This window comes from Rhodoligotrophos sp. CJ14 (assembly GCF_038811545.1).
In the GTDB taxonomy this organism is placed as follows: Bacteria; Pseudomonadota; Alphaproteobacteria; order Rhizobiales; family Im1; genus Rhodoligotrophos; species Rhodoligotrophos ferricapiens.
Genome location: NZ_CP133319.1, coordinates 1,803,351 through 1,823,071 on the forward strand (window position 1 = coordinate 1,803,351; position 19,721 = coordinate 1,823,071).

17 protein-coding genes and 2 pseudogenes are annotated in these 19,721 nt (G+C 63.0%); 3 read left to right on the forward strand and 16 right to left on the reverse strand.

The genetic code is table 11. The features are described 5' to 3' along the window. Positions 1–21 precede the first annotated feature (21 nt). The 6 genes from RCF49_RS08385 to RCF49_RS08410 are packed head-to-tail and all read right to left on the reverse strand — an operon-like array spanning position 22 to position 5,288. Complete coding sequence (locus tag RCF49_RS08385; protein WP_342644158.1) at positions 22–597, reverse strand: DUF447 domain-containing protein; 576 nt, start codon at positions 595–597, stop codon at positions 22–24. After that, complete coding sequence (locus RCF49_RS08390) at positions 597–1,997, reverse strand: DUF6513 domain-containing protein (RefSeq protein ID WP_342643573.1); 1,401 nt, start codon at positions 1,995–1,997, stop codon at positions 597–599. Before RCF49_RS08390 ends, RCF49_RS08385 begins: the two co-directional genes overlap by 1 nt. Then, the gene (locus tag RCF49_RS08395) at positions 1,990–2,559 is read right to left on the reverse strand and encodes a flavoprotein (RefSeq protein WP_342643574.1); all 570 of its coding nucleotides are present in this window, start codon (positions 2,557–2,559) and stop codon (positions 1,990–1,992) included. The genes RCF49_RS08390 and RCF49_RS08395 overlap by 8 nt, the downstream gene beginning before the upstream one ends. Next, on the reverse strand, positions 2,556–3,146 hold the full coding sequence (locus RCF49_RS08400) for a dihydroneopterin aldolase (protein ID WP_342643575.1): 591 nt from the start codon (positions 3,144–3,146) through the stop codon (positions 2,556–2,558). The genes RCF49_RS08395 and RCF49_RS08400 overlap by 4 nt, the downstream gene beginning before the upstream one ends. Further along, entirely contained in the window at positions 3,139–4,218 is a 1,080-nt protein-coding gene (locus RCF49_RS08405) for a (5-formylfuran-3-yl)methyl phosphate synthase (protein ID WP_342643576.1), read from the reverse strand. The genes RCF49_RS08400 and RCF49_RS08405 overlap by 8 nt, the downstream gene beginning before the upstream one ends. Then, positions 4,215–5,288, reverse strand: a complete 1,074-nt coding sequence (locus RCF49_RS08410) for a hydantoinase/oxoprolinase family protein (RefSeq protein WP_342643577.1) — start codon at positions 5,286–5,288, stop codon at positions 4,215–4,217. The genes RCF49_RS08405 and RCF49_RS08410 overlap by 4 nt, the downstream gene beginning before the upstream one ends. Here RCF49_RS08410 and RCF49_RS08415 point away from each other — a divergent pair. Then, the gene (locus RCF49_RS08415; protein ID WP_342643578.1) at positions 5,257–6,105 is read left to right on the forward strand and encodes a HisA/HisF-related TIM barrel protein; all 849 of its coding nucleotides are present in this window, start codon (positions 5,257–5,259) and stop codon (positions 6,103–6,105) included. The genes RCF49_RS08410 and RCF49_RS08415 overlap by 32 nt on opposite strands. On the opposite strand, the gene RCF49_RS08420 is transcribed toward RCF49_RS08415, so the two are convergent. The 3 genes and pseudogenes from RCF49_RS08420 to RCF49_RS08430 all read right to left on the reverse strand — a co-directional run. Then, positions 6,035–7,012: an HpcH/HpaI aldolase/citrate lyase family protein gene (locus tag RCF49_RS08420; RefSeq protein WP_342643579.1), complete on the reverse strand. Its 978-nt coding sequence runs from the start codon at positions 7,010–7,012 to the stop codon at positions 6,035–6,037. The two genes, RCF49_RS08415 and RCF49_RS08420, sit on opposite strands and share 71 nt — an antisense overlap. A gap of 78 nt (positions 7,013–7,090) precedes the next feature. Continuing rightward, the gene (locus RCF49_RS08425) at positions 7,091–8,593 is read right to left on the reverse strand and encodes an FAD-dependent oxidoreductase (RefSeq protein ID WP_342643580.1); all 1,503 of its coding nucleotides are present in this window, start codon (positions 8,591–8,593) and stop codon (positions 7,091–7,093) included. Between the two features lie 213 nt (positions 8,594–8,806). Then, positions 8,807–9,547 (reverse strand): annotated as a pseudogene (locus RCF49_RS08430) (DUF3750 domain-containing protein); the annotation flags it as partial. A gap of 97 nt (positions 9,548–9,644) precedes the next feature. On the opposite strand from RCF49_RS08430, the gene RCF49_RS08435 reads away from it, so the two are divergent. Together RCF49_RS08435 and RCF49_RS08440 are read left to right on the forward strand one after the other, a co-directional pair. Then, a complete protein-coding gene (locus RCF49_RS08435) occupies positions 9,645–10,991 on the forward strand; it encodes a DUF2157 domain-containing protein (protein WP_342643581.1) in 1,347 nt (448 codons plus the stop codon). Further along, a complete protein-coding gene (locus RCF49_RS08440; protein ID WP_342643582.1) occupies positions 10,988–11,602 on the forward strand; it encodes a GDYXXLXY domain-containing protein in 615 nt (204 codons plus the stop codon). Before RCF49_RS08435 ends, RCF49_RS08440 begins: the two co-directional genes overlap by 4 nt. Positions 11,603–11,840: 238 nt before the next feature. Here the strand turns inward: RCF49_RS08440 and RCF49_RS08445 are convergent. From RCF49_RS08445 to RCF49_RS08475, 7 genes and pseudogenes are all read right to left on the reverse strand, one after another. Further along, positions 11,841–12,185 (reverse strand): annotated as a pseudogene (locus RCF49_RS08445) (cell wall hydrolase); the annotation flags it as partial. Positions 12,186–12,609: 424 nt separating this feature from the next. Then, a complete protein-coding gene (locus RCF49_RS08450) occupies positions 12,610–13,401 on the reverse strand; it encodes an ABC transporter ATP-binding protein (RefSeq protein ID WP_342643583.1) in 792 nt (263 codons plus the stop codon). Between the two features lie 45 nt (positions 13,402–13,446). After that, positions 13,447–14,709, reverse strand: a complete 1,263-nt coding sequence (locus RCF49_RS08455; protein WP_342643584.1) for an ABC transporter substrate-binding protein — start codon at positions 14,707–14,709, stop codon at positions 13,447–13,449. A 21-nt stretch (positions 14,710–14,730) separates the two neighbouring features. Then, positions 14,731–15,804 carry a branched-chain amino acid ABC transporter permease gene (locus RCF49_RS08460; protein ID WP_342643585.1) on the reverse strand — a complete coding sequence of 358 codons (1,074 nt, stop codon included), beginning with the start codon at positions 15,802–15,804 and terminating at the stop codon, positions 14,731–14,733. Next, on the reverse strand, positions 15,804–16,691 hold the full coding sequence (locus RCF49_RS08465; protein ID WP_342643586.1) for a branched-chain amino acid ABC transporter permease: 888 nt from the start codon (positions 16,689–16,691) through the stop codon (positions 15,804–15,806). Before RCF49_RS08465 ends, RCF49_RS08460 begins: the two co-directional genes overlap by 1 nt. Next, positions 16,691–18,634, reverse strand: a complete 1,944-nt coding sequence (locus RCF49_RS08470) for an AMP-dependent synthetase/ligase (protein WP_342643587.1) — start codon at positions 18,632–18,634, stop codon at positions 16,691–16,693. The genes RCF49_RS08465 and RCF49_RS08470 overlap by 1 nt, the downstream gene beginning before the upstream one ends. Beyond that, positions 18,631–19,416, reverse strand: a complete 786-nt coding sequence (locus RCF49_RS08475) for an ABC transporter ATP-binding protein (RefSeq protein ID WP_342643588.1) — start codon at positions 19,414–19,416, stop codon at positions 18,631–18,633. The genes RCF49_RS08470 and RCF49_RS08475 overlap by 4 nt, the downstream gene beginning before the upstream one ends. Between the last annotated feature and the right edge of the window lie 305 nt (positions 19,417–19,721).

Genomic DNA, 19,721 nt, shown 5'->3' on the forward strand with positions numbered 1-19,721 from the left:
GCCGAAATACCTGGTTCCTGGTCAGGCCGGCTGGGCAAAATGCTGCCGCACGCGCTCCATCAGCCAGTCCCAGGCAAGCTGCTCCTGTGGCCCGGCCGTCTTGCTCACCGCAATGCTGAGATAAGCAATCTCCGCCTCGATCTTTTCACGCGGCAGCATGTCGAGGCGGCTCACCAGAATGGCCAGTTCCACGACCGCCGCTTTGGCGCGGTTGAAGCCCATGAAGGGCGCATGATTGACCACCTCCAGCACCCGGCAGCGAAAGCGTGGACGCTGTTCATCCTCCTCGACATCCTCAACCACAAGCGTCGCATGCGCGAGGCAAGCGGCAAGCCGCGGCACCGGGAACCCGTCGACGGTTGCAAGCGGCCAGTCGCGCCGCCCCGTGAGACATCCCGCGATGATCCGGACATCATCGATGAAATTGGCAACCGCAAACGGGTGCGCCCGCAGATTGTCCAGTGTGCTCGATGGCCGGAAGGGCGCAATGGTCCAATAAGGCTCCTGCACGATGAGCCCCAGCGGCGCGATATGCACCGCGCACTCCGCCTCAGGTCCGTCCGCCGTCGTCACCACGCATTCGCGGATCATCGGCATCATTCACCGCCCTGCCCTTTTGCGCGCAACGTGTGTCCAGCTCTGGCAAGGCGGGTGAGATCCTCGCTCGCCCGGTCCACCGCAGCGCCCCAATCGAGCGGCTCATCCTGGGCGAAACGCTTGCCGAGCCTGTAGGCGATCTCGGCCTTCATGAGCTCGGTCCCGAGATAGAACGCATGTGGCCCATCCGCTTCAACCCCGAGCAGAGGAAACAGTGACATGGCATCGCCGGCAACGTGATGCCCTTTCGCATTGTAGACGTGAATGCCATCGTCAGCGACCTCGATCCGGAAATTCGCATCGCGCACCTGCGCCGCCAGCTGCGCGATATCCTCTGGCGAAGACGCAAACGGCGTGCGGTCATGCAATTGCAGCAGCATGCGTCCATAATCGCGCGGCAGGCTGAGATCCTCGTGCGCCGCCAGCATGACACGTCGCGCGGCATCGTGCTCCTGGATGGTCCGCCGCGTATGCCCGCTCACATTGACCACCAGCACATTGTCGATCGTAAGCTCGGAACATATGCCCATGAGCATCGCGGTAATGCCGCCACTGTCAGCGTCCGTAAGCTCGGTGAGATTACCGGTCCCCATCAGCAGGGGTGCATCGGGATACGCCCGCCGGACCTCGGCATAACGCTCGATGGACGCGGTGAAGCCGAAATGGATGGGGTCAAGGATCGGGTCCGCGATCCAGGTCAGCCCCGCCTTCTCCGCGAGCTCCATTGCTTCGTAAAGCGAGGCGAGATCCCCGTGCTTGGAGGGCACCAGGACCGCGCCGGCCGATGTGTCGCGCGCAATATCGAGTGTGCTGTGACTCAGGCTCAGCAGCCAGTCGACGCCCGCCTCCGCACCGCGCCGCAATTCGCCCGGATCGGCCGAATCGACGCTGACCGTGAGCCCCGCCCCCTTCAGCGCGCGCACGGCATCTTCGAGATGCGGAAATGGTGTATCCGGCAGACAGCCAATATCGATGACATCGGCGCCTGCCTCGCGCATGGCAAGCGCCCGCTCAAGCAGATGATCGACACTGCAGGACGGCGCATCCACGATTTCGGAGAAAATCCTCACCCGATAGCGGGAGAGATCTGGGGCGGTACGGGCGCGGCCGAGAAACACCGGCAGGTCCGCAACCTCGTCTGGGCCGCGCTCGAACCGCACGCCGAAGGCATCCTGCAATCGGCCGAGATCAACCCGCGCCCGGCCCGGCAGGATGACGCGGTCGGCACGAACAGGTCTTGGCAGCCGCCGCAGGATGATGGCTTCGGTCATCAGCGCCGCGACCTTGACACCGATATCGAAGATTTCCCAACCGAAGGGAGTATCCCCGAGCCGTTGCAACGTTTTCTCAAGCCGCGGCCGCGCCAGATGACCGGTGACGAACAGCAGCGTCTCAGCCATGGCCGGCCGCCGCCGGTTCGCCAGACAGCTCGGATTTGCGGGCGGCGATGGCTGCCTTCAGCTCATCGAGGCTTTCAACCACCGTGGTTGCCTCGAACGTCTTCAGCCGCGCCGTGTTCTCAAGATCGATGCGCCGGGGAAAGACCTTGACCATCCCCTTGGGCGCCATCGTGTCATGCTCGGGCGCGGTATCACACGCAAACACGATCGCCGGCACCCGGCATTTGCCCGCCTGGGCGAAGATATTGGTCACGAGCGTATCGGAAATGCCGAACACGCATTTGGCGACCGTATTGGAGGTCGCCGGCGCCACGATCAGCGTGTGATAGACGCCGTAATAGAAATTGCCGACCGGCGGGGCACTGGCGGCCTTGTCCTTGTAGATCCTGACGGAGCGATTGAGCGACAGCTCTTTCCGATACATCCGCACGACTTCTTCGGCCGCCTTGCTGACGAAGATGTCGAGATGGTCGAGCTCTGCCATCAGCTCCATGGTTTCGGTGACGAAATGCCCCGACCCCGTGATCGCCCATCCCCAGCGTGGTGTGGCGAGCTTACTCATGCCACGGCGATCCCCTGCCCCAAGGGTCCAATGATGCTGAGACGCACGGGATAGCGCTGGAGCATCTCAGGCAAGGCTTCGTCCACCACGCCCGTTCCGACAAGCACGCCAATGTCGCTCTCTGCAACTGGCTCGGCTATGCGCTTGACCAGCACCACGTCGCATGCGCCGAGCTGCCCCGCGAGCCACACAGCAAGACTGTCTGAGGTGACCCGCCACGACATCTCGATGGATGGATCAGCAAGGGCCATTTGGCTCGGCAGCCATACGGGAATTTGGCCAGCACTCAGCGCTTGCGCGAAACCATCGGTGCGGCTGGCCGGCACGTAGCGATCATCAAGGCTGCAGATTGCGAGGCCGAATTGCTCCATCGCGAGCAGCGCCATGTGATGAGCAGCCCTGTCATCCAATCCCATCACCGGCTGTGCCTGCCGCACCGCATCCGCGAACGGCCCCCCGCCGGGCACCAGCACCATGGGCCTGCGCCAGCCAGCGAGCGCGTCAAGCTCATCCGCGAGATCTGGACTGAGCGCATGCGCGCCGCCCAGCTTTACGATCACGAGTCCCGATGCATCCGCCCTATCCATCGGCTCCCATCCTGGCACGAGTGATCTCGACGCCGATCGCACCCCCGCCAAGCTCAAGCTTGGCCACCCGGATGGTCACCCGCTGCGCTCGTGGTTCAGCAAGAATACGGGCGGCGAGCGCCTCGGCGAGCGTCTCGACCAAGGTGAAATGGCCGCTTTCGGCAAGCTCCGCCACCGCATCGGTGATCACATCGTATGAAAACACATCCCCCATATCATCGCCGCTGGCGCGACGCGGGGCGAGGTCCACCGTCACATCGAAGCGCACCTTCTGCTTGCGGTCGCGCTCCCGTGCATAGGCGCCAAGCGGCATCGAGACCACCAGGTCCTGCACGATGACGCGATCCGGCCCGACTGGTGCCACTTTCATTTCAACCGGTTCGCTGGCGGTCGCATGAACCAGGGCAGCGATCGACCGCACCACCCGTTCCTCAATTCCTGCCGTGCGGTCACCGTGGCGGCACAGTGCCGTGCGAAAGCCGAGCACATCCGGCTTGAGCGGCAGGAGACGGGGTATGTCGGGTGCTTCGAGTGCGCCGGCCAATCCGGTGAGCAAGCCAACAGCGCGGCCCCGTTCCACGAAATCGCGCAATGCGCGGATGCTCATCCGCTCCAGAAGCCGTCCTGCCCCTTTATCCGCCGTATCGAGCATCACGCCCGTAAACCGGTTCGCAGCAAGCCGGCCGGCAAGATCAGCCGGAAAGCCTTGATCTGCGAACGCCACCGCAACCAGCTTCACATGCGCCGCACATGGCGCCAGCGCCGCAAGGCAGGCATCGAGCTCCGAGCCGTTATTCGCACCCAACAGCCCCACCTTGACGAAGTCGACACCCGTTGCCGACATGGCCTGTACGGCATCCCGCAAAACGGCGGCCTCGAGCGGCAGATCGCCGACCACGGCGCTGGTTGGCACCCGTCCGCTCACCGCCTGCACGACCCCCTGCACGGTCGCGAGCGGCAAAGCTCCGAGAGCACCCTTGGCCGGATCCTTCAGATCGATGACATCGGCGCCCCCGGCGATGGCTGTCTCCGCCTCGTGGGCATTCGTCACACTCGCGAGCATCAAGGTCATCGCACCGCCTCCCAGCTGACTTCCCCAGGATGTGATACCTCATCTTGCATGAGCAAGGCGACCGCCGCGGCCGGCGCGCAGGCCGAAGCCGCCTCAGCAGCGGCCGGAGACCTCGGAACGAGGCCATCGAAATCGAGATATTCACACCCCAAGCGCTGAGCCAGGCGCCGAATCACGGGCCTGCCGATGCCGGCCCCAATCACCGGCATGCTGGCATCCCAGTCACCGCGAGACACCACCAGTGCCACCGCCTCTCCCACTTGCCTCAGCTGCATTTCTGCAAACCAACGGCTGAGGGCTTGGCACTCAGCAAGCGTGGCATCAGAAGCGTCCCGACCGATCATGCGCATGAGGCGCTGACAGGAGGCAGCAACCGTCTTCTCCCGATTGTCAGCCGTCTGATGCTGATCGACCGCCTCGTCGAGCTCGCCAAGAATCCGGAACACATCCGCCATCGTGGCGAAATACTCGTTCATCAGCGTGGTCCAGCGGCCGCGGAACGGCGCGCGATCGCAAATCGCCATGAGGAACGAACGGGTATATCCGGTATAGACGAGCTCCCCCTCGACGAGCCGCTCTGCATCTGTATAGCCACACCCCGCCCAGGCCCCATCCCGCAACGGGATGATGTCGGTCGTGGTGGAGCCCATATCGACGAACAGCCCATCCTTGCACAGCCGCGCCGCGATGCTGGCGCTGCCATGCCAATTGGCCGAGGCGATATCCAATTCGTGCTGGCCCGCTTGATCCGGCGCGATGAAGCCGGCCCGCCCGCCATAGATCTGAACTGTCGCCGGCGCGAGCTTTGCGGCCATGATCGCGCTCAGCCCTCGCACTCCCTCGGCGCGATTGGCGAAGACATCTGACAGTTCCCCGGTCATGGTGACGCCGTGACGATCCGCACTGCCGACCGTGCGCCGTGCAGCCAGCAACGCATCATCGAGCTGGTCGAGCCCTTTCCACAGCGGGCACAGCACCTGCACAGCCGCCACGATGCGCCCATCTTCGGCCCGCGCGGCCTTGACATGAGCGCCACCGATGTCCCATCCGATCGTCGCTGCCACTGTCATTCCCTCGCCCATTCACGTCTCGGTCAGGCACATGGATATCATCCCGGTCATCGATGTGAAGAACGGCCTAGTCGTCCATGCCAGGCGCGGCGAGCGCGGCACCTATCAGCCGATCGCGACACCTTTGAGCGCGACCGCCGAACCTGACGACGTGCTGGCCGGTCTGCTGACCCTCTATCCCTTCCGGCACGCCTATATCGCCGACCTCGACGCGATCGCGGGCACCGGCGACAATTCCAGCCTAGCAGCTGATCTCGCCCGGCAATACCCCGGCATGGAATTCTGGGTAGATCGCGGCACGGCGGATGTGCAGGAAGCCAAAACGTGGCTGGCACGCGAGCCTGGCATACTCGTGCTGGGCAGCGAATCTCAGCGCGACGGAAGACACATAGCGATGCTGCGCCATGAGCCGAGGATCGCCCTGTCACTCGACTTCCGCGGCGACGAGTTTATCGGCCCCGCCGAACTGCTGGCAGCTCCTGATCTCTGGCCCTCACGGGTGATCGTGATGACCCTCGCCAGAGTCGGCAGCGGCATGGGGCCGGATCTTGAACGTCTTGCCCGCATCAAGGCTGCATCCGGGAAGCGTAAGATCATTGCTGCGGGCGGCGTGCGTGACGCCGCCGATCTCGCCACGCTCGCCAAAGCGGGCATCTCGGGAGCTCTGGTCGCAACCGCCCTCCATGATGGCAGGCTCACAACAGCCGATCTCAGGCGCCTGGCCGATAGCGCCGGCAGGAACGCGGCTACTGAGTCGCGATCTGCTCCGCCTTCTTCACCAGAACCTCTGCCTGGCGGATCGAGGCATAATCGATGAGCTTGCCATCGAGCGAAACGGCGCCCCGGCCGGCTTTCGCTGCCTCATCCATGGCCTCGAGGATCCGTCGCGCTTGGGCGATCTCCGCCTCGCTCGGGCTCATCACCTCATTCGCCAAGGCAATTTGCGAGGGATGGATCGCCCACTTTCCCTCGCACCCCAAAGCGGCTGCCCGTTTCGCCGCCGCGCGATAGCCATCAGGGTCTGAGAAGTCGCCGAACGGGCCATCGATCGGCCGCAACCCATTGGCGCGCGCCGCCACCACCATCCGGGCAATCGCATAGTGCCACATATCGCCCCAATAGATCTCCCTCGGGCCATCTCCCTGCTTATCCGCGAGAACAGCGTAATCCGGATTGGCACCGCCGATATTGGTGGTCTTGGCCTTTGTTGAGGCCGCGTAATCCGCGACACCGAAATGCAGCGACTGGTTGCGTCTGCTCGCAGCGGCAATGGCATTGATATTCTGCATGCCAAGCGCCGTCTCGATGATGAGCTCGAACCCGATACGCTTCTTGCGCCCCTTGGCCGCTTCGATCTGCGTGACCAGCATGTCGACCGCATAGACATCGCTCGCCGTTCCGACCTTCGGGATCATGATCAGATCGAGCCGGTCGCCAGCCTGCTCGAGCACATCCACCACATCCCGGTACATGTAGTGGGTATCGAGCCCATTGATCCTGACCGACAGGCTCTTATTGCCCCAGTCGATATCGTTGATGGCTTCGATGACGTTCTTACGCGCTTGCGGCTTGTCGTCGGGCGCCACCGCATCCTCGAGGTCGAGGAAGATCACATCCGCAGCCGATTTCGCCGCCTTCTCGAACAGCTTGGTCTGGCTGCCCGGCACGGCAAGTTCGCTGCGATTGAGGCGGGGCTCGGCCTGCTCGACGATGTGGAAGCTCATGGGGGCGCTCTCTCCAGAAAACCTGTCCGAACCGCAGAGCAACCGAGACGCAGCCCCAAGTCAAGACGATCGCTCGACCTAGCCGGTGATATGCGCTCCAAGCGGCTTCGTTGCAGGGCCATGGATAACCTCGCCGCTCAGTTCGAAACGCGATCCATGGCAGGGGCAGTCCCAGGTCCGGTCGGTCTCGTTCCAGCCCACGATGCAGCCCATATGGCTGCACACGGCCGAGACCGCATGCACCTGTCCTTGCTCGTCCCTGAACGCAGCAACGGTCTCACCATCGATCTTCATGATGGCAGCCTCGCCAGGCGCAAGCTCATCGAAAGATTTCGGCTTGCGCGAGAGATAGCCTGTCACGAGGTGAGCGGCGACCCCGGCATTCTCCTTCAGGAACTCGCCAGCCCCAGCGAGCGGCTTCACCCGGCTCGCATCGAAGAGCTCGAGCCACCGGTTCTCCTGGCCCGTGGCGAGATCGGCCAGGATCATCGCCGCCGCCGTGCCATTGGTGATGCCCCAGGCCTTGAAGCCCGTCGCCACCAGATAGCCATCCCTCTTGGAGGACGACCAGCCGATGAAGGGCGCGCTGTCCATGGGTGTGTAGTCTTCATTCACCCATCGATATTCGACGGGGCCCGCCTCGAAATTCGCCTTCAGCCAGTCCTCGATATCCGCGAAATATCTCCGCTCCTCATCCGTATGGCCGGGCTTGAACCCCGACCCCGCGACGATCGCATAGATCTCGCCATTCTCTCGGACATGCGTGCGGATGGAATGGCTCGGCTGCTCGGCACTTATATACATGCCCTCCTGCGCGCGGGAGACCCGGGCCGCGATCACCGGCTCCGCGTAAGGATAGGCTTGCGCATAATAGCCACCCACCTGCCCCAGTGGCAGATGCGTGGCCATCACCACATGCCGCGCCTTGATGGTCCCCTTCTCCGTGACCACGCGCGTCGGCTCCCAGTCGAGCGCCCGGCTGTTCTCGAACACATGGCACCCGTCCCCTGGGATGGTCCCAGCGAGACCCGCGACATATTTCGTCGGATGGAACTGCGCCTGATGATCGAAGCGCATGGCGGCGCGCACATCGAAGGGCAGGTCGGTCTCGCGGGTGAGGCTTGCCGGAAGTCCGAGCCGTTGCGCGATCGCGACTTCCGTCTCGAGCTGGCTCACATAGCTCTCATCGAGCGTATAGGTATAGGCGGGCTTGGTCTCGATATCGCAATCGATCCCGTGCGTCGCGGCAAGGGTGCTGATCTGCCTCAGAGCTGTCTCCTGCGCCTCGCCATAGAGCCGCGCGCGATCCTCGCCAAATTTTTGCTCGAGCGTCTGATAGATGATCTTGTGCTGAGAGGTGATCTTCGCTGTCGACTTTCCCGTCACCTGCCGGCCAACTCTGCGCGCTTCGATCACAGCAACCGTGAGGCCGCGGTCTTTCAGCAACCGGGCCGTGGTGATCCCGACGATACCACCGCCGATGATTGCGATATCGACGTCGAGGTCACCGGCGAGCGACGGAAAGCTTGCGGATGATGCGGTGGAATTCCAGTAGCTGCGATTATGGGACGAGGCGGGCATGTCATTCTCCAGCGCTTTTCCATGAAGCGCTGGAATTGTCCGGCCGTTCCCGAGACGAAAGAAGCACCCGCCGAGTCAATCGCCGGCCGTGCGCACCATGGTTTCGTTCCTGGTCGAGCGCTCGTCCCCATCTCCGCCAGCCGAGAGCTCGACGGCCGAAAGCTGAGTGGTCCCCGAAGGTCCCGCATCGTCGTCGGAAACGGGCGCCTGTGCCGGCAGGCCGATGCGGCCAAATCCTGGCAGCTTGATCGCCGGTCGTCTCAAGTCCACCCCCAACACCCCGCCAAGGAGATTGATCTCAAAACCCTCGTACCACCCGATGGTCAACCCGGCATAGCCTCCCAGGCTGATGCGGAACCCGAGCCCTGAGGGTACCCGCGCAAACCAGTGACCGTCATACGGATAGTCCTTGCCGATCGCGGTCGGCGGCAAGACCGCATTGAGGCCGGGCACGCTGGCGATCACCGCGGCGACGAATGTGTTCGAGTTGGGCCCGGGCCAGATGCGATAATCCCCATAATCCCCGTAGCGGTAAGTCTCGACTGCCTTGCGGATGCCGGGGATCAGTCGCTCGGCCGCAGCCCCATCGGCTGCGAACACCGTCTCGGGCACGCCGCCGAACCAGCGGGCATCCGCGGCATAGCCATTGACGCGCAAGGGCTTGCCCCAGCCCACCACGTCATAGCGCTCATAGGAGCTGGCGCCGCGATCCTTCACAACGATCCAGCTATGGACGGCAAAGATCCCCTTCCAGCGCCCGGTGCGCGCTGCATAGATCCGCACCATCGCCTCCTGATGCGCCCGCGCGGCAGGCAGCAGGCCGGCGCTTGACCAGTCGGCATCTCGCCAGCTGCGCGGCCACCCCTCTTTCCAGTAGAGCGCGCCATGCACGGCCAGAGGGGCTGCGAACAGCAGGAGAAATGCGACTGTAATGTATTTAGCAAAGGACAACATTGGCTGGGCTAAGATAAGCATGATCCGAGGCGACCGGTAGATTCGCTGATCGGTGGGAACGGACAAATCAAAGATCCGGCATTAGGTGGGCGCCCCGGTGTTCGATAGATATTACCGCAACAGGCTTGCGGCTGACCTGAACCTGTGGCGCGACCGCGGCTGGGTGACCCCCGAAGCAGCAGCCGCCATTCTTGCCTCCGTTCCGGCGCCCGGTCGAACGCTGACACTTTCCGGTATCATTGCCACCCTGGGAGGCCTGCTGCTCGGCGCGGCGGCCATCGCCTTTGTCGCAGCGAACTGGGAAGGCATGGCGCCGTTCCTCCGCTTCCTTCTGCTCCTGGCAGCCCTTGCCGCAGCCTATGGCGCGGCCGCCTGGCTGAAGCATCGCGACCACCCCGCCTTGAGCGACGCCATGGTGCTGGTCGCTTGCCTCGTCTTTGCCGCAGCCATCGCCCTTGTCGGCCAGGCCTATAACCTGGCTGGCGAATTTCGCGACGCGGTATTGTTTTGGACCATTGGCTGCTTTGGCGCGGCACTGCTGACCCGCGCGACGTCCGCCACGATCATGAGCCTGGTCGGTGTCTCGGTCTGGGCCTTTCTGACCACAACCGAGCTCAACACGGTGCCCCATTGGGCAAGCCTTGCCCTGCTGCTCGCGGTCGGCCTCTTCGCCCTTTGGCTCGACAAGACGCTCGCGCGCGCCTTCACGGCCGCACTCGTTTTCTGGGTCGGGCTCACCCTCATCACGCTCACCGAGGCCGTCGACTGGCCCTATATCGGTGGCCTTGCTCTGAGCGCTGCAGTCGCCCTGTTCTTCTGGTCGCTGGGAGCTTTTCTCGCCGGTCTGGCGGGCAGCGAGCCATGGCCTGAACGCTTGCGGGCTCTCGGCCGAGCGCTCGCATGGCCATCGCTTGTCGGCCTTCTCCTCGCGCTGTTCATGATGCAGTTCCTGTTCGATGAGACCAGGGCCGAGGCACTGGGCTGGCTGCTGCCGGCGATCATCGCCGCTCTTGCCGCAGGCTTGGTCGCCCTCTTGGCCGTAAAGCGCGGCATGCTCTCTCTGGCGCACAGTGTGATCGGGCTGATGATCGTGCTCTGCGCCATTCTTTTCGCCTATTGGCAGACGACAAACGGTGTCCCGGCGGGAAATGACGCGACCCTGAGCGAGCCAGGACTATGGTCCCGCCTGGTGATAGCATTCATCATTCTCTGTGCAAGCCTTTGGCTGGTGGCGCTCGCCCAAACCGCCTCTGGCCAGTATGTCCACGGACTCGGCCTCATCGCCTTCGGCGCGGAGGTGCTTTACGTCTATATCGAAACCTTGGGCACGCTGATCGACACGGCCTTGGGCTTCCTGATCGGCGGCATCCTCTTGATCGCGCTTTCATTCGCGCTGCTGAGGCTCGATCGCTGGTTGCGCAGCACGAGGAGCCTACAGCCATGACCGGCCGGCTCACCCGCATTGGCTTCGTGCTGGCTTTCCTGCTCCAGGCGGCGCTCCTGTCCTGGATGATCGTGGGCCGCGCCATGCTCCTCGCCAACGGCACCGAAGTGCGCCTGGCCGTCGTGCCTGTCGACCCTCGCGACTTCCTGCGCGGCGATTATGTGGTCCTCGCCTATGACATTTCGACACTCGATCCGGCGAAGCTGGCGGGCGATGACAGCTTCAATGTCGATGACCCCATCTACGTGGCGCTGGTGCCGGCATCCGCGCCCTCTCCATCCGCGCCCACGGAGACGGCGCCCGCTGACCCTGTTTGGCAAGCATCTGCGCTCTACCATGCCTATCCCCCCGATGCCGCGGGGCCGGTGCTGCGTGGCCGGGTCAGCGGCACCCTCGACCGGTCGGGCTGTACCCAGCCCCCCTGCCAGGAATATCGTGTGGACTATGGCCTCGAGAAATTCTTTGTTCCCGAGGGTGAAGGCCGTGCGCTGGAGCAGCTTCGCAATGACGAGAAGCTGACCGCCGACATTGCTGTCGGCAGCAATGGCGCCGCCGTCCTCAAACGGCTCCGCGTGAATGGCGACATCCGCTACGAAGCGGGCCTCTTCTGATCCCGCAGTCGCGTCCCGTCCCTCAGAACGAGGCTGAAGCCGGGGTGATCAGATCCTCGATCTTCTCTGGAACCTTGCGAGGCTGGCTGGCGGGCGCGGTGACGGGCAATGGCGCAGGGCTTGCCTGCAGGTCGGCGGGTTGGGAAACGGGTTGAACCACGGGCGTGATCGCTGGGCTGACAGGCTTGGCCGAAGCAACCCGCGTCGCGTCCCTGTTCGGGCGGCCCGCGCCCCGGATGTAGAAGGCGTTCCCGCCGGCCACCGCCACATAGTGCATATTCTTATAAGGGAAACGCAGGCCGGCTTGATGGAAGAACATGGCCTCCCCGAGCTTCGGGTGCCGTTTTCCTGCCAGCACCGCATCTGCAACCTGTTCCACTCGCGGAAGATCGCGCGGATTCATCTTGCGGCTCAAAACCCCCGCGGCGAACTGGTTCCTTTGGCCGACAACCCCACAGATCGTGTCGGGATAATTCGGCGAATTCACGCGATTCATCACCACGGTGCCCACCGCCAGCAACCCGTCTTCGCTGGAGCGATGGGACTCGAAATACATGGCTCGGATGAGGCAATCACGCTCTTTGGCGGGAGTAGCCGATGCTGGGGTAACGCTTGCACCAAGGCTCGCTGTGTTTAGGCGCCCTGTCGGGGACAATGGACCGCATGCGCTAAGAATAGAGGCCAGAGCCAAGACCACGACACCCGACTTGAACAGCCGCTGAGACTTCCCCATCACTGCCCTTCTCACTCCAACTCGGCCCACCCAGACCGATTTGCATCAAGACCCAAGGCAGCTTTACAAATCGTAAAGATTCACCGAAGCGGCCTGCATTGCCCCCGCTCCATGAGGAACGTGGCCCGATGCGCGATATGTGAACGAAGACCCCGCTCGTCCCGCTCACCGTGAAGAGACACGCAGATTGGGGCGATACTGTGTCGATCAGGTGAACAGCCACATTTCGGCCGACTCGATTAACTGCGTGTTCTGACGGGGAAACGAGAACGCCCTAAGCGAGCCAGCGCTTACGGCGGCGATAGTGCTTCACCGCGTGGTAGTCGACCTTCTGGGCACCGCCGAGATAGGCATCCTGCACATCAGGATTGGAGCGCATGACCTCCGCCGGCCCGCTCATCACCACCCGGCCGTTCTCGATGAGATAGGCGGAATGGGCGATATCGAGCGCCGCAGCCGCATTCTGCTCGACCAGCAGAATGCCGACACCGGTCTCCTGGTTGATGCGCTTGATGGTCTCGAAGATCTCGTCGACGAGGAAAGGCGCGAGCCCCAGGCTCGGCTCGTCCAGCAGGATGAGCTTGGGCTCGGTCATGAGCGCCCGGGCAATGGCCAGCATCTGCTGCTCGCCCCCGGAGAGATAGCCGGCCTTCGCCTTGGCGCGATCCGCAAGCCGGGGGAACAGCGCGAACATCTTGTCCATCAATTCCCGCGTCTTCGCCCGATCGCGGTGCATGGACGTGGCGGCGAGCATGTTCTCCGCTGGTGTCAGATGCCCGAACACACGCCGCCCCTCCAGCACATGCACGATCCCGAGCCGCACCCGCTGTGGCGGATCAAGATCGGCGATGCTGGCGCCCTGGAAGGCGATATCGCCACGGGTGACCAGCCCGCGTTCCGGCTTCAGGAGGCCGCTGATTGCCTTCAGCACCGTGCTTTTTCCGGCACCATTGGCCCCGAGCAGGCCAACGAGCCCGCTCTCGGGCACCTCGATCGAGACGCCTTTGACCGCGAGGAACACCCGGTCATAGACCACCTCGATATTGTTCAGGCTCAGCAGCGACAATGAAGCCTCCTCACCTCGCGATTGCGGACAGCAATCACCCGGCAACTACTTCCCGGTCTTGGCGAATTCCTGGGAGTATTTTTTGATCTCCTCCCAGACCACGTCCTGATTGGCCGTGAACCAATCTGTTTCCGGCACGAACTTCTCGCCATCCCAGCGCGAGACGCGGCCCATGCCACCGCCTTGATGATCTTCGGGCGTCACCGTCGTCGGCGGAATGAACCCATCGAGCGTGAAGTCCTTGATCGAGACGAGGCCCTGGTTGAGCCATGGCCCGTCGATCGGCCCATTGGGGTTCTTCTCGAAGGCCATGCGTACGCCTTCGACCATGACGGATGCGAGCATCACCCCATAATTGTAGTAGTTGGTGCCAACCTTGTCCTCGGGCCCTGCCCCCTTGCCCGGCTGCAGCACCTCCTTGAGAATGTCCTGGATCACCTTCGGCTCACGACCAGACTCGCACGGGTCGAACTTCAACACCCCGACCGCCTGGTCCCTGCCGACCACATCCATGTCCGACTGCGACAGCCACACGCTCGAGGAGACGCGATCCATCGGCAGACCGTTGCGGATCGCCTCGGTCAGCGCCACGGTCTGGCCGACGCCGGCTCCCCAGAACATCACCCAATCCGGCCGCGCTCGCCGCACCTGCGGCCAGATCGCCGATTGGTCATTGCCCGGCGGGGTATAGGGGAAGGCCTGCAGCTCGAAGCCAAATTTCTGGCCGAGCTTCTCAACGATCGGCAGCGGCTCCTTGCCGAAGGGCGTATCGATATGGACGAAGCAGATCTTCTTGCCCTTGAGGTCTCCATCCTTCTGCCGGAAGAAGTCGATGAGCAATGCCGCCTGGGTCCAGTAATTGGGCGACAGCGGGAAGATATAGGGGAATACCGTACCATCCGCCGCGTCACTGCGGCCGGAGAAGGCTGTCACCATATTGATCTTGTCCTGCAGCACCCGAGGAACCAGCGCCCGCGCAACCGGCGTCGACAACGGGTCGACCAACACTGCCCCCTGGGTCTTCGCCCGCTCATAAGCCTCGATCGCCCGCGGCAGGTCATTGCCATGATCCGAGACATCTAGCGCAATCGTATAGCCATTGATACCGCCGCGGCCATTGATGAGGCTGATATAATCACGCTGCCCCTGGCTATATTCCGCCGTTACAAAGGTATAAATGCGGGTGAAATCCTGAGGCATCGCAAACCGAATCACCTTTTCCTGTGCCGATGCGACGCCGATCTTCACATTGGATGCAAGCGCCGCGGCCGCGGCACCTGCTAAAAGGCTACGACGACTGATCTCCATCTTGCTTCCTCCCATTCTGCTCTATCGTTGTGCATGCCGGAATGGCCAGACGAGCAGGTAGTTTCTGAAATTGTTGTAGATCTTGGCGAGGCCCAACGGCTCCCACAGAAGGAAGCCGATGATCAGCGCGCCATAGAGCACCAGCGGCACATGCGCGCGCAGATCGGTCGAGATGGCGAGGCCGAAAGTTGAGGCCATCGCGCCGATGAGATTATTGAGGATGATCGGCGCGAACAGGATCAGGCCAGCACCGAAGAATGAGCCGAGCACACTGCCGAGACCGCCGACGATGACCATGGCGACCAGCTGGATCGAGAGCTCGATATGGAACTGATCGGGCGAGATCGAACGCAGATAGCACACCGCCAGCACCGCCCCGACAACGCCACCGATGAACGAGCTCGTCCAAAAGGCCAGCAGCTTGTACTTGAAGGTGCTGACCCCGATCACCTCCGCGGCGTAATCCTTCTCGCGCACCGCGGCGAGCGCGCGCCCGAAGCTCGTTCGCTGCACATTGAGCATGAACAGGGTGACGATGGCGCAGATGATCAGCGCGACGAAATAGGTCCGGATGTCCCCGACCACCGGCACGCCGAGAAAGCTGACCGGCGGCACCGCGATCGAGGCCAGCGATCCACCGGAGATCGCGGGAAAATGCGAGATGACGAAATCGACGATATATTGCATGGCGAGCGTGGCCATCGCGAGATAGAGGCCTTTGACCCTGAGCGCCGCGGCACCGAAGATGATGCCGATCACGGCGCTCATCAGCCCGCCGGCGATCATCGCGATCTCGAAGGGCACGCCTGCCAGCACGAGATGCACAGCCGTATAGGCCCCGATCGCCATCACCGCCCCGTAGCCGAGATGGATCTGCCCGGCGGTCCCCATGAGGAAATTGAGCCCCAGCGCTGCCGTCGACCAGATGATCCACGGCAGAAGGTAGCTCGACAGATAGAGCGGTCCGACCACGAAGGGCGCGATGACCAGCAGCACGGCAATCGCAACCACCAGCCCCTTGTCGAAGGGCAATGGCCAGAGCTGCCGCTCGTCCTGATATCGCGTGTGCCTGATGCCGGCGCGGCGGTAAAGCATCAGACCCTCTCGATATGTTCGCGGCCGAACAGGCCATGCGGCTTGACCAGCAGCGTCAGCAGGATGATCACCGAGGCGACGATGTCGCGCGTGCCACCACCCACCAGCGGATCGAGAATGCCCGACGCGAGACTTTCGGCGACGCCCACGATCACCCCCGCGATCAACACGCCGGGAATGGAATCAAGCCCGCCGAGAATGGCAATCGCGAGCGCTTTGATCAGCAGCAGCGATAGCGACCAGTCGATACCCTGTGTCGCGCCCCACAGCACGCCGGCAACCGTCGCCATGACCGAGGAGAGTCCCCAGGCAATCGCGATCGCCCGCTCGACCCGGATGCCCACCGACCATGACGCCGTCTGGTCATCCGAAACGGCCCGCATCATCACACCCAGCTTCGAATTGAAGAAGACCAGCGCCACGCAGATCATGGCCAGCGAGATGGTGCCGCCGATGAGGATCGACCGATTGATCAGGAAATCGCCGAGAAAGATCGGCGCGTTCGGAATGCCGAGATCGAGCCGTTTGACCGCCGAGCCGAAAATGCCCGGCAGCAGCCCGCGCAGCATGATCTCGAGCCCGAGGGTGAGCATGATCACCATGATCACCGGCTGCCCGATCATTCGCCTCAGCGCGAGCCGCTCGATCAGAGCGCCCACCAGGAACATCAGCACGATCGCGATGGGAATGGCGCCCCACACCGGCATGCCGAAATACGAAGCAACCGCCCAGGTGGCATAGCCCCCCATCATGGCGAGCGCTCCTTGCGCAAGATTGGCAAGCCCCGAAGTCTTGTAGATCAGCACGATGCCGACCGCGACCAGCGCATACATCAGGCCGACAAAGACGCCGTTGATGGCCAGTTCCGTAAGCAGGATGTAATCCATCAGGCCGGCACCTCCTGAATGGCGAGGGTGCGGCGGATCACGCCCTTCTCCCCGCTTTCATACGTAATCTGCGCATCGAAGGTCACTTCCCTTGCATCGGAATAGAGCGCATCGATCAGCGCCGCGTAGCGATCCTCGATCACCTTCCGGCGCAGCTTCCGCGTACGCGTGATCTCGCCGTCATCCGCATCGAAATCCTTATGCAGGTTGACGAAGCGCCGGATCCGCAGGCTCTCCGGCTGTGTCTTGTTCACCCGCCGAATGATACTGCCGACGAGATCCCGCACCTCCGGCTTCTGCGAAAGATCCGCATAGGACGTATAGGAAATGGCGCGCTGCTCGGCCCAATGGCCGACCGCTTCGAAATCGATACAGATGATCGCGTTCAGCACCGGCCGCCCTGCCCCGATCACCGCCGCATTGCGCACGAACGAGCTGAATTTCAGCCGGTTCTCGATGAAATTCGGAATGAACCGCTCGCCGGATGCGGTGCGCACCACCTCGCTCACCCGCCCCAGCACCACGAGATCGCCATCCGGTTCGATATGGCCGGCATCGCCCGTTTTGAGCCAGCCGTTTTCGAGAGCCTTGGCACTCTCGTCCGGTGCGTTGAAATAGCCATCGATCACCGAGCCGGACCGGATCAGGATTTCGCCGCTATCGTCGATCTTGACCTCGACCCCCGGCATGATCGGCCCGACCGTATGCAGCTTGACCTGCCCCTCCGTCTGCGCCGCCGACAAGGCGCAGGTCTCCGTCTGCCCGTAGAACTGCTTGAGCTTGACGCCGATCGCGCGGAAAAACAGGAACGTATCTTCACCAATGGCCTCGCCGCCGGTGAAGGCGCGTTCGGCGCGCGACAAGCCGAGATGATCCCGGATCGGCGCATAGATCAGCACATTGCCCGCCGCATCGACCACGCGCTCCCAGGCGCTGGGCTTCTCACCCGCAAGCCTCTTGCGCTCGAGCTCGATCGCGCGCGGAATGAAATAGTTGAACAGCCCCCGCTTGAATGGCGTCGAATCTGCCATGCCCACTTGCACGCGCGTCAGCATATTGTCCCATGCCCGCGGTGCCGCGAGATAGAAGGTCGGCGCCACCTCGCGCAGATCGTGCAGAGCCGTCTCCTGGCGCTCCGGAATGCTGATCGTGGACGTGAGCACCACGCCTGCTCCCAGGCTGAACACGAAATCGCCAACCCAAGCGGTCGGCAGATAGGCGAACAGCTCCTCATGCGGCTTGAAATAGCCGCCCTTGGCCGCATTGCTGATCCCCGTGATCACGTTGCGATGGCGCAGCGGAATGCCCTTGGGCAGGCCCGTGGTCCCCGAGGAATGCAGCAGCACCGCGATATCGTCCGCTTGCGCCCGATCGACGAGACCCTGTGCGAGGCTGGGCTCGCTGGCGAGCCGCTTTCGCCCGGCCTCGATCACTGCATCTGCTGAGACGATCCCGTCCACCTTATAGGCGCCGATTCCGCGCACATCGTCATAGATGATGGTCCGCGGCCGGCCGGTGCGCTCGCGCAAGTCCAGCAGCTTATCGACTTGCTCCTGATCCTCCGCAACGGCGACATTCGGTGAGCCATTGCGCGTATAATCCACCAGCTCATCCACCGGAACATCGGGAAAGACCGGGGCGGGGAAGGCTCGCAGTGCCATGGCCGCTAGCATCGCATAATAGAGCCGCGCGCGGTTATCCCCCACCACCGTGACCGCCTCGCCGGGTCCAAGTCCGAGCCCTTCCATGCCCGCGGCAAAGCTCAAGACCTCGCCCAGAACATCGCGCCAGCTTGCCTCCTGCCAAACCCCGTAATCGCGCTCGCGAAAGCCGATCCGGTCAGCGTCCTCGATGGCGTTCCGGGCCAGAGCCGAAATCAAAGTTGCGGGAAGTCCATCCTCGCGCTTCGGCCAGGATGTGATCGCAAGCGGTGCGGCACTCATGCCGGAACCCTCACATGCCGCGCGGCCGCCTTGTCGCCGAGATAGGCCTGAACCACCTTGGGCTCCGAGATCGCCGCCAAGGGCTCGCCCTGCGCGATGATCTCCCCATAGCTCAAAACCGTGATGCGGTCGCAGATGGCGGTGACCACATCCATGTGATGCTCGATGATGAGGATCGAAACCTTCCGCTCGTCCCGCGCATCCAGAATGAACCGCGCGATATATTCCTTCTCCTCCTGGTTCATGCCCGCCATGGGCTCATCCAGAATCAGGAGCTTCGGCTCGGCCACCAGAGCGCGGGCAAGTTCCACCCGCTTCTGCAGCCCCATCGGAATGACCTCGACCGGTTCATCTCTGATGTCCTGCAGCTGCATGAAGTCGATGATCTCTTCGACCACCCGGCGATGCGCCAGCTCCTCCCGCTGCGCCCACCACCAGTAGAACAGCGTGGGCAGCGCGCCGGGCCGCATATGCACATGTCGCCCGAGGAGAATATTGTCGAGCACGCTCATGCCGCGGAACAGGGCAAGGTTCTGGAAAGTGCGCGCCACCCCCTTGGCTGCGATCTGATGCGGCTTGAGCTGGGTCACGTCCTCGCCGAACAGGACCACCTTGCCCGCATTGGGCGGATAAAACCCGGTGATGACATTGACCATGGTGGTTTTGCCGGAGCCGTTTGGGCCGACAAGGCCGAAGATCTCGCCGTCATTGACGTGGACATCCACGCCCTTGAGCGCTCTCAATCCGCCGAAACTGCGCTCGATGCCTCGGCAATCAAGCACGGTTCTGCCTCTGCTCACCGGACCAGCCATGCGCCCTCCGGCTGTAAAGGCGGGAAGGTCAGATGCTCCGGTTTAACCGTCCGACCGATCCTTTGGTAAAACGAATTCAGCAAGGGGCGGCGGGAATGCCCACACGCGAGGAGGCCCGGAACCTGTGCCGATCTTTCACCATAAAATTTGGAGAATTCTTGGCCGCGCGCAATCATGACGCACTGCCGTCACGGCGGCTCCTCGGCACCTCACCCATGCATCCCTCCATGCCGCAATCTTATTATGCGTGCTGCAGCATGGGCTTATTGAATACG

Coding starts and splice junctions, on each gene's coding strand:
- RCF49_RS08385 (WP_342644158.1), bottom strand. CDS start 597: ATGCCGATGATCCGCGAATGCGTGGTGACGACGGCGGACGGACCTGAG.
- RCF49_RS08390 (WP_342643573.1), bottom strand. CDS start 1,997: ATGGCTGAGACGCTGCTGTTCGTCACCGGTCATCTGGCGCGGCCGCGG.
- RCF49_RS08395 (WP_342643574.1), bottom strand. CDS start 2,559: ATGAGTAAGCTCGCCACACCACGCTGGGGATGGGCGATCACGGGGTCG.
- RCF49_RS08400 (WP_342643575.1), bottom strand. CDS start 3,146: ATGGATAGGGCGGATGCATCGGGACTCGTGATCGTAAAGCTGGGCGGC.
- RCF49_RS08405 (WP_342643576.1), bottom strand. CDS start 4,218: ATGACCTTGATGCTCGCGAGTGTGACGAATGCCCACGAGGCGGAGACA.
- RCF49_RS08415 (WP_342643578.1), top strand. CDS start 5,257: ATGTCCCATCCGATCGTCGCTGCCACTGTCATTCCCTCGCCCATTCAC.
- RCF49_RS08410 (WP_342643577.1), bottom strand. CDS start 5,288: ATGACAGTGGCAGCGACGATCGGATGGGACATCGGTGGCGCTCATGTC.
- RCF49_RS08420 (WP_342643579.1), bottom strand. CDS start 7,012: ATGAGCTTCCACATCGTCGAGCAGGCCGAGCCCCGCCTCAATCGCAGC.
- RCF49_RS08425 (WP_342643580.1), bottom strand. CDS start 8,593: ATGCCCGCCTCGTCCCATAATCGCAGCTACTGGAATTCCACCGCATCA.
- RCF49_RS08440 (WP_342643582.1), top strand. CDS start 10,988: ATGACCGGCCGGCTCACCCGCATTGGCTTCGTGCTGGCTTTCCTGCTC.
- RCF49_RS08455 (WP_342643584.1), bottom strand. CDS start 14,709: ATGGAGATCAGTCGTCGTAGCCTTTTAGCAGGTGCCGCGGCCGCGGCG.
- RCF49_RS08460 (WP_342643585.1), bottom strand. CDS start 15,804: ATGCTTTACCGCCGCGCCGGCATCAGGCACACGCGATATCAGGACGAG.
- RCF49_RS08465 (WP_342643586.1), bottom strand. CDS start 16,691: ATGGATTACATCCTGCTTACGGAACTGGCCATCAACGGCGTCTTTGTC.
- RCF49_RS08470 (WP_342643587.1), bottom strand. CDS start 18,634: ATGAGTGCCGCACCGCTTGCGATCACATCCTGGCCGAAGCGCGAGGAT.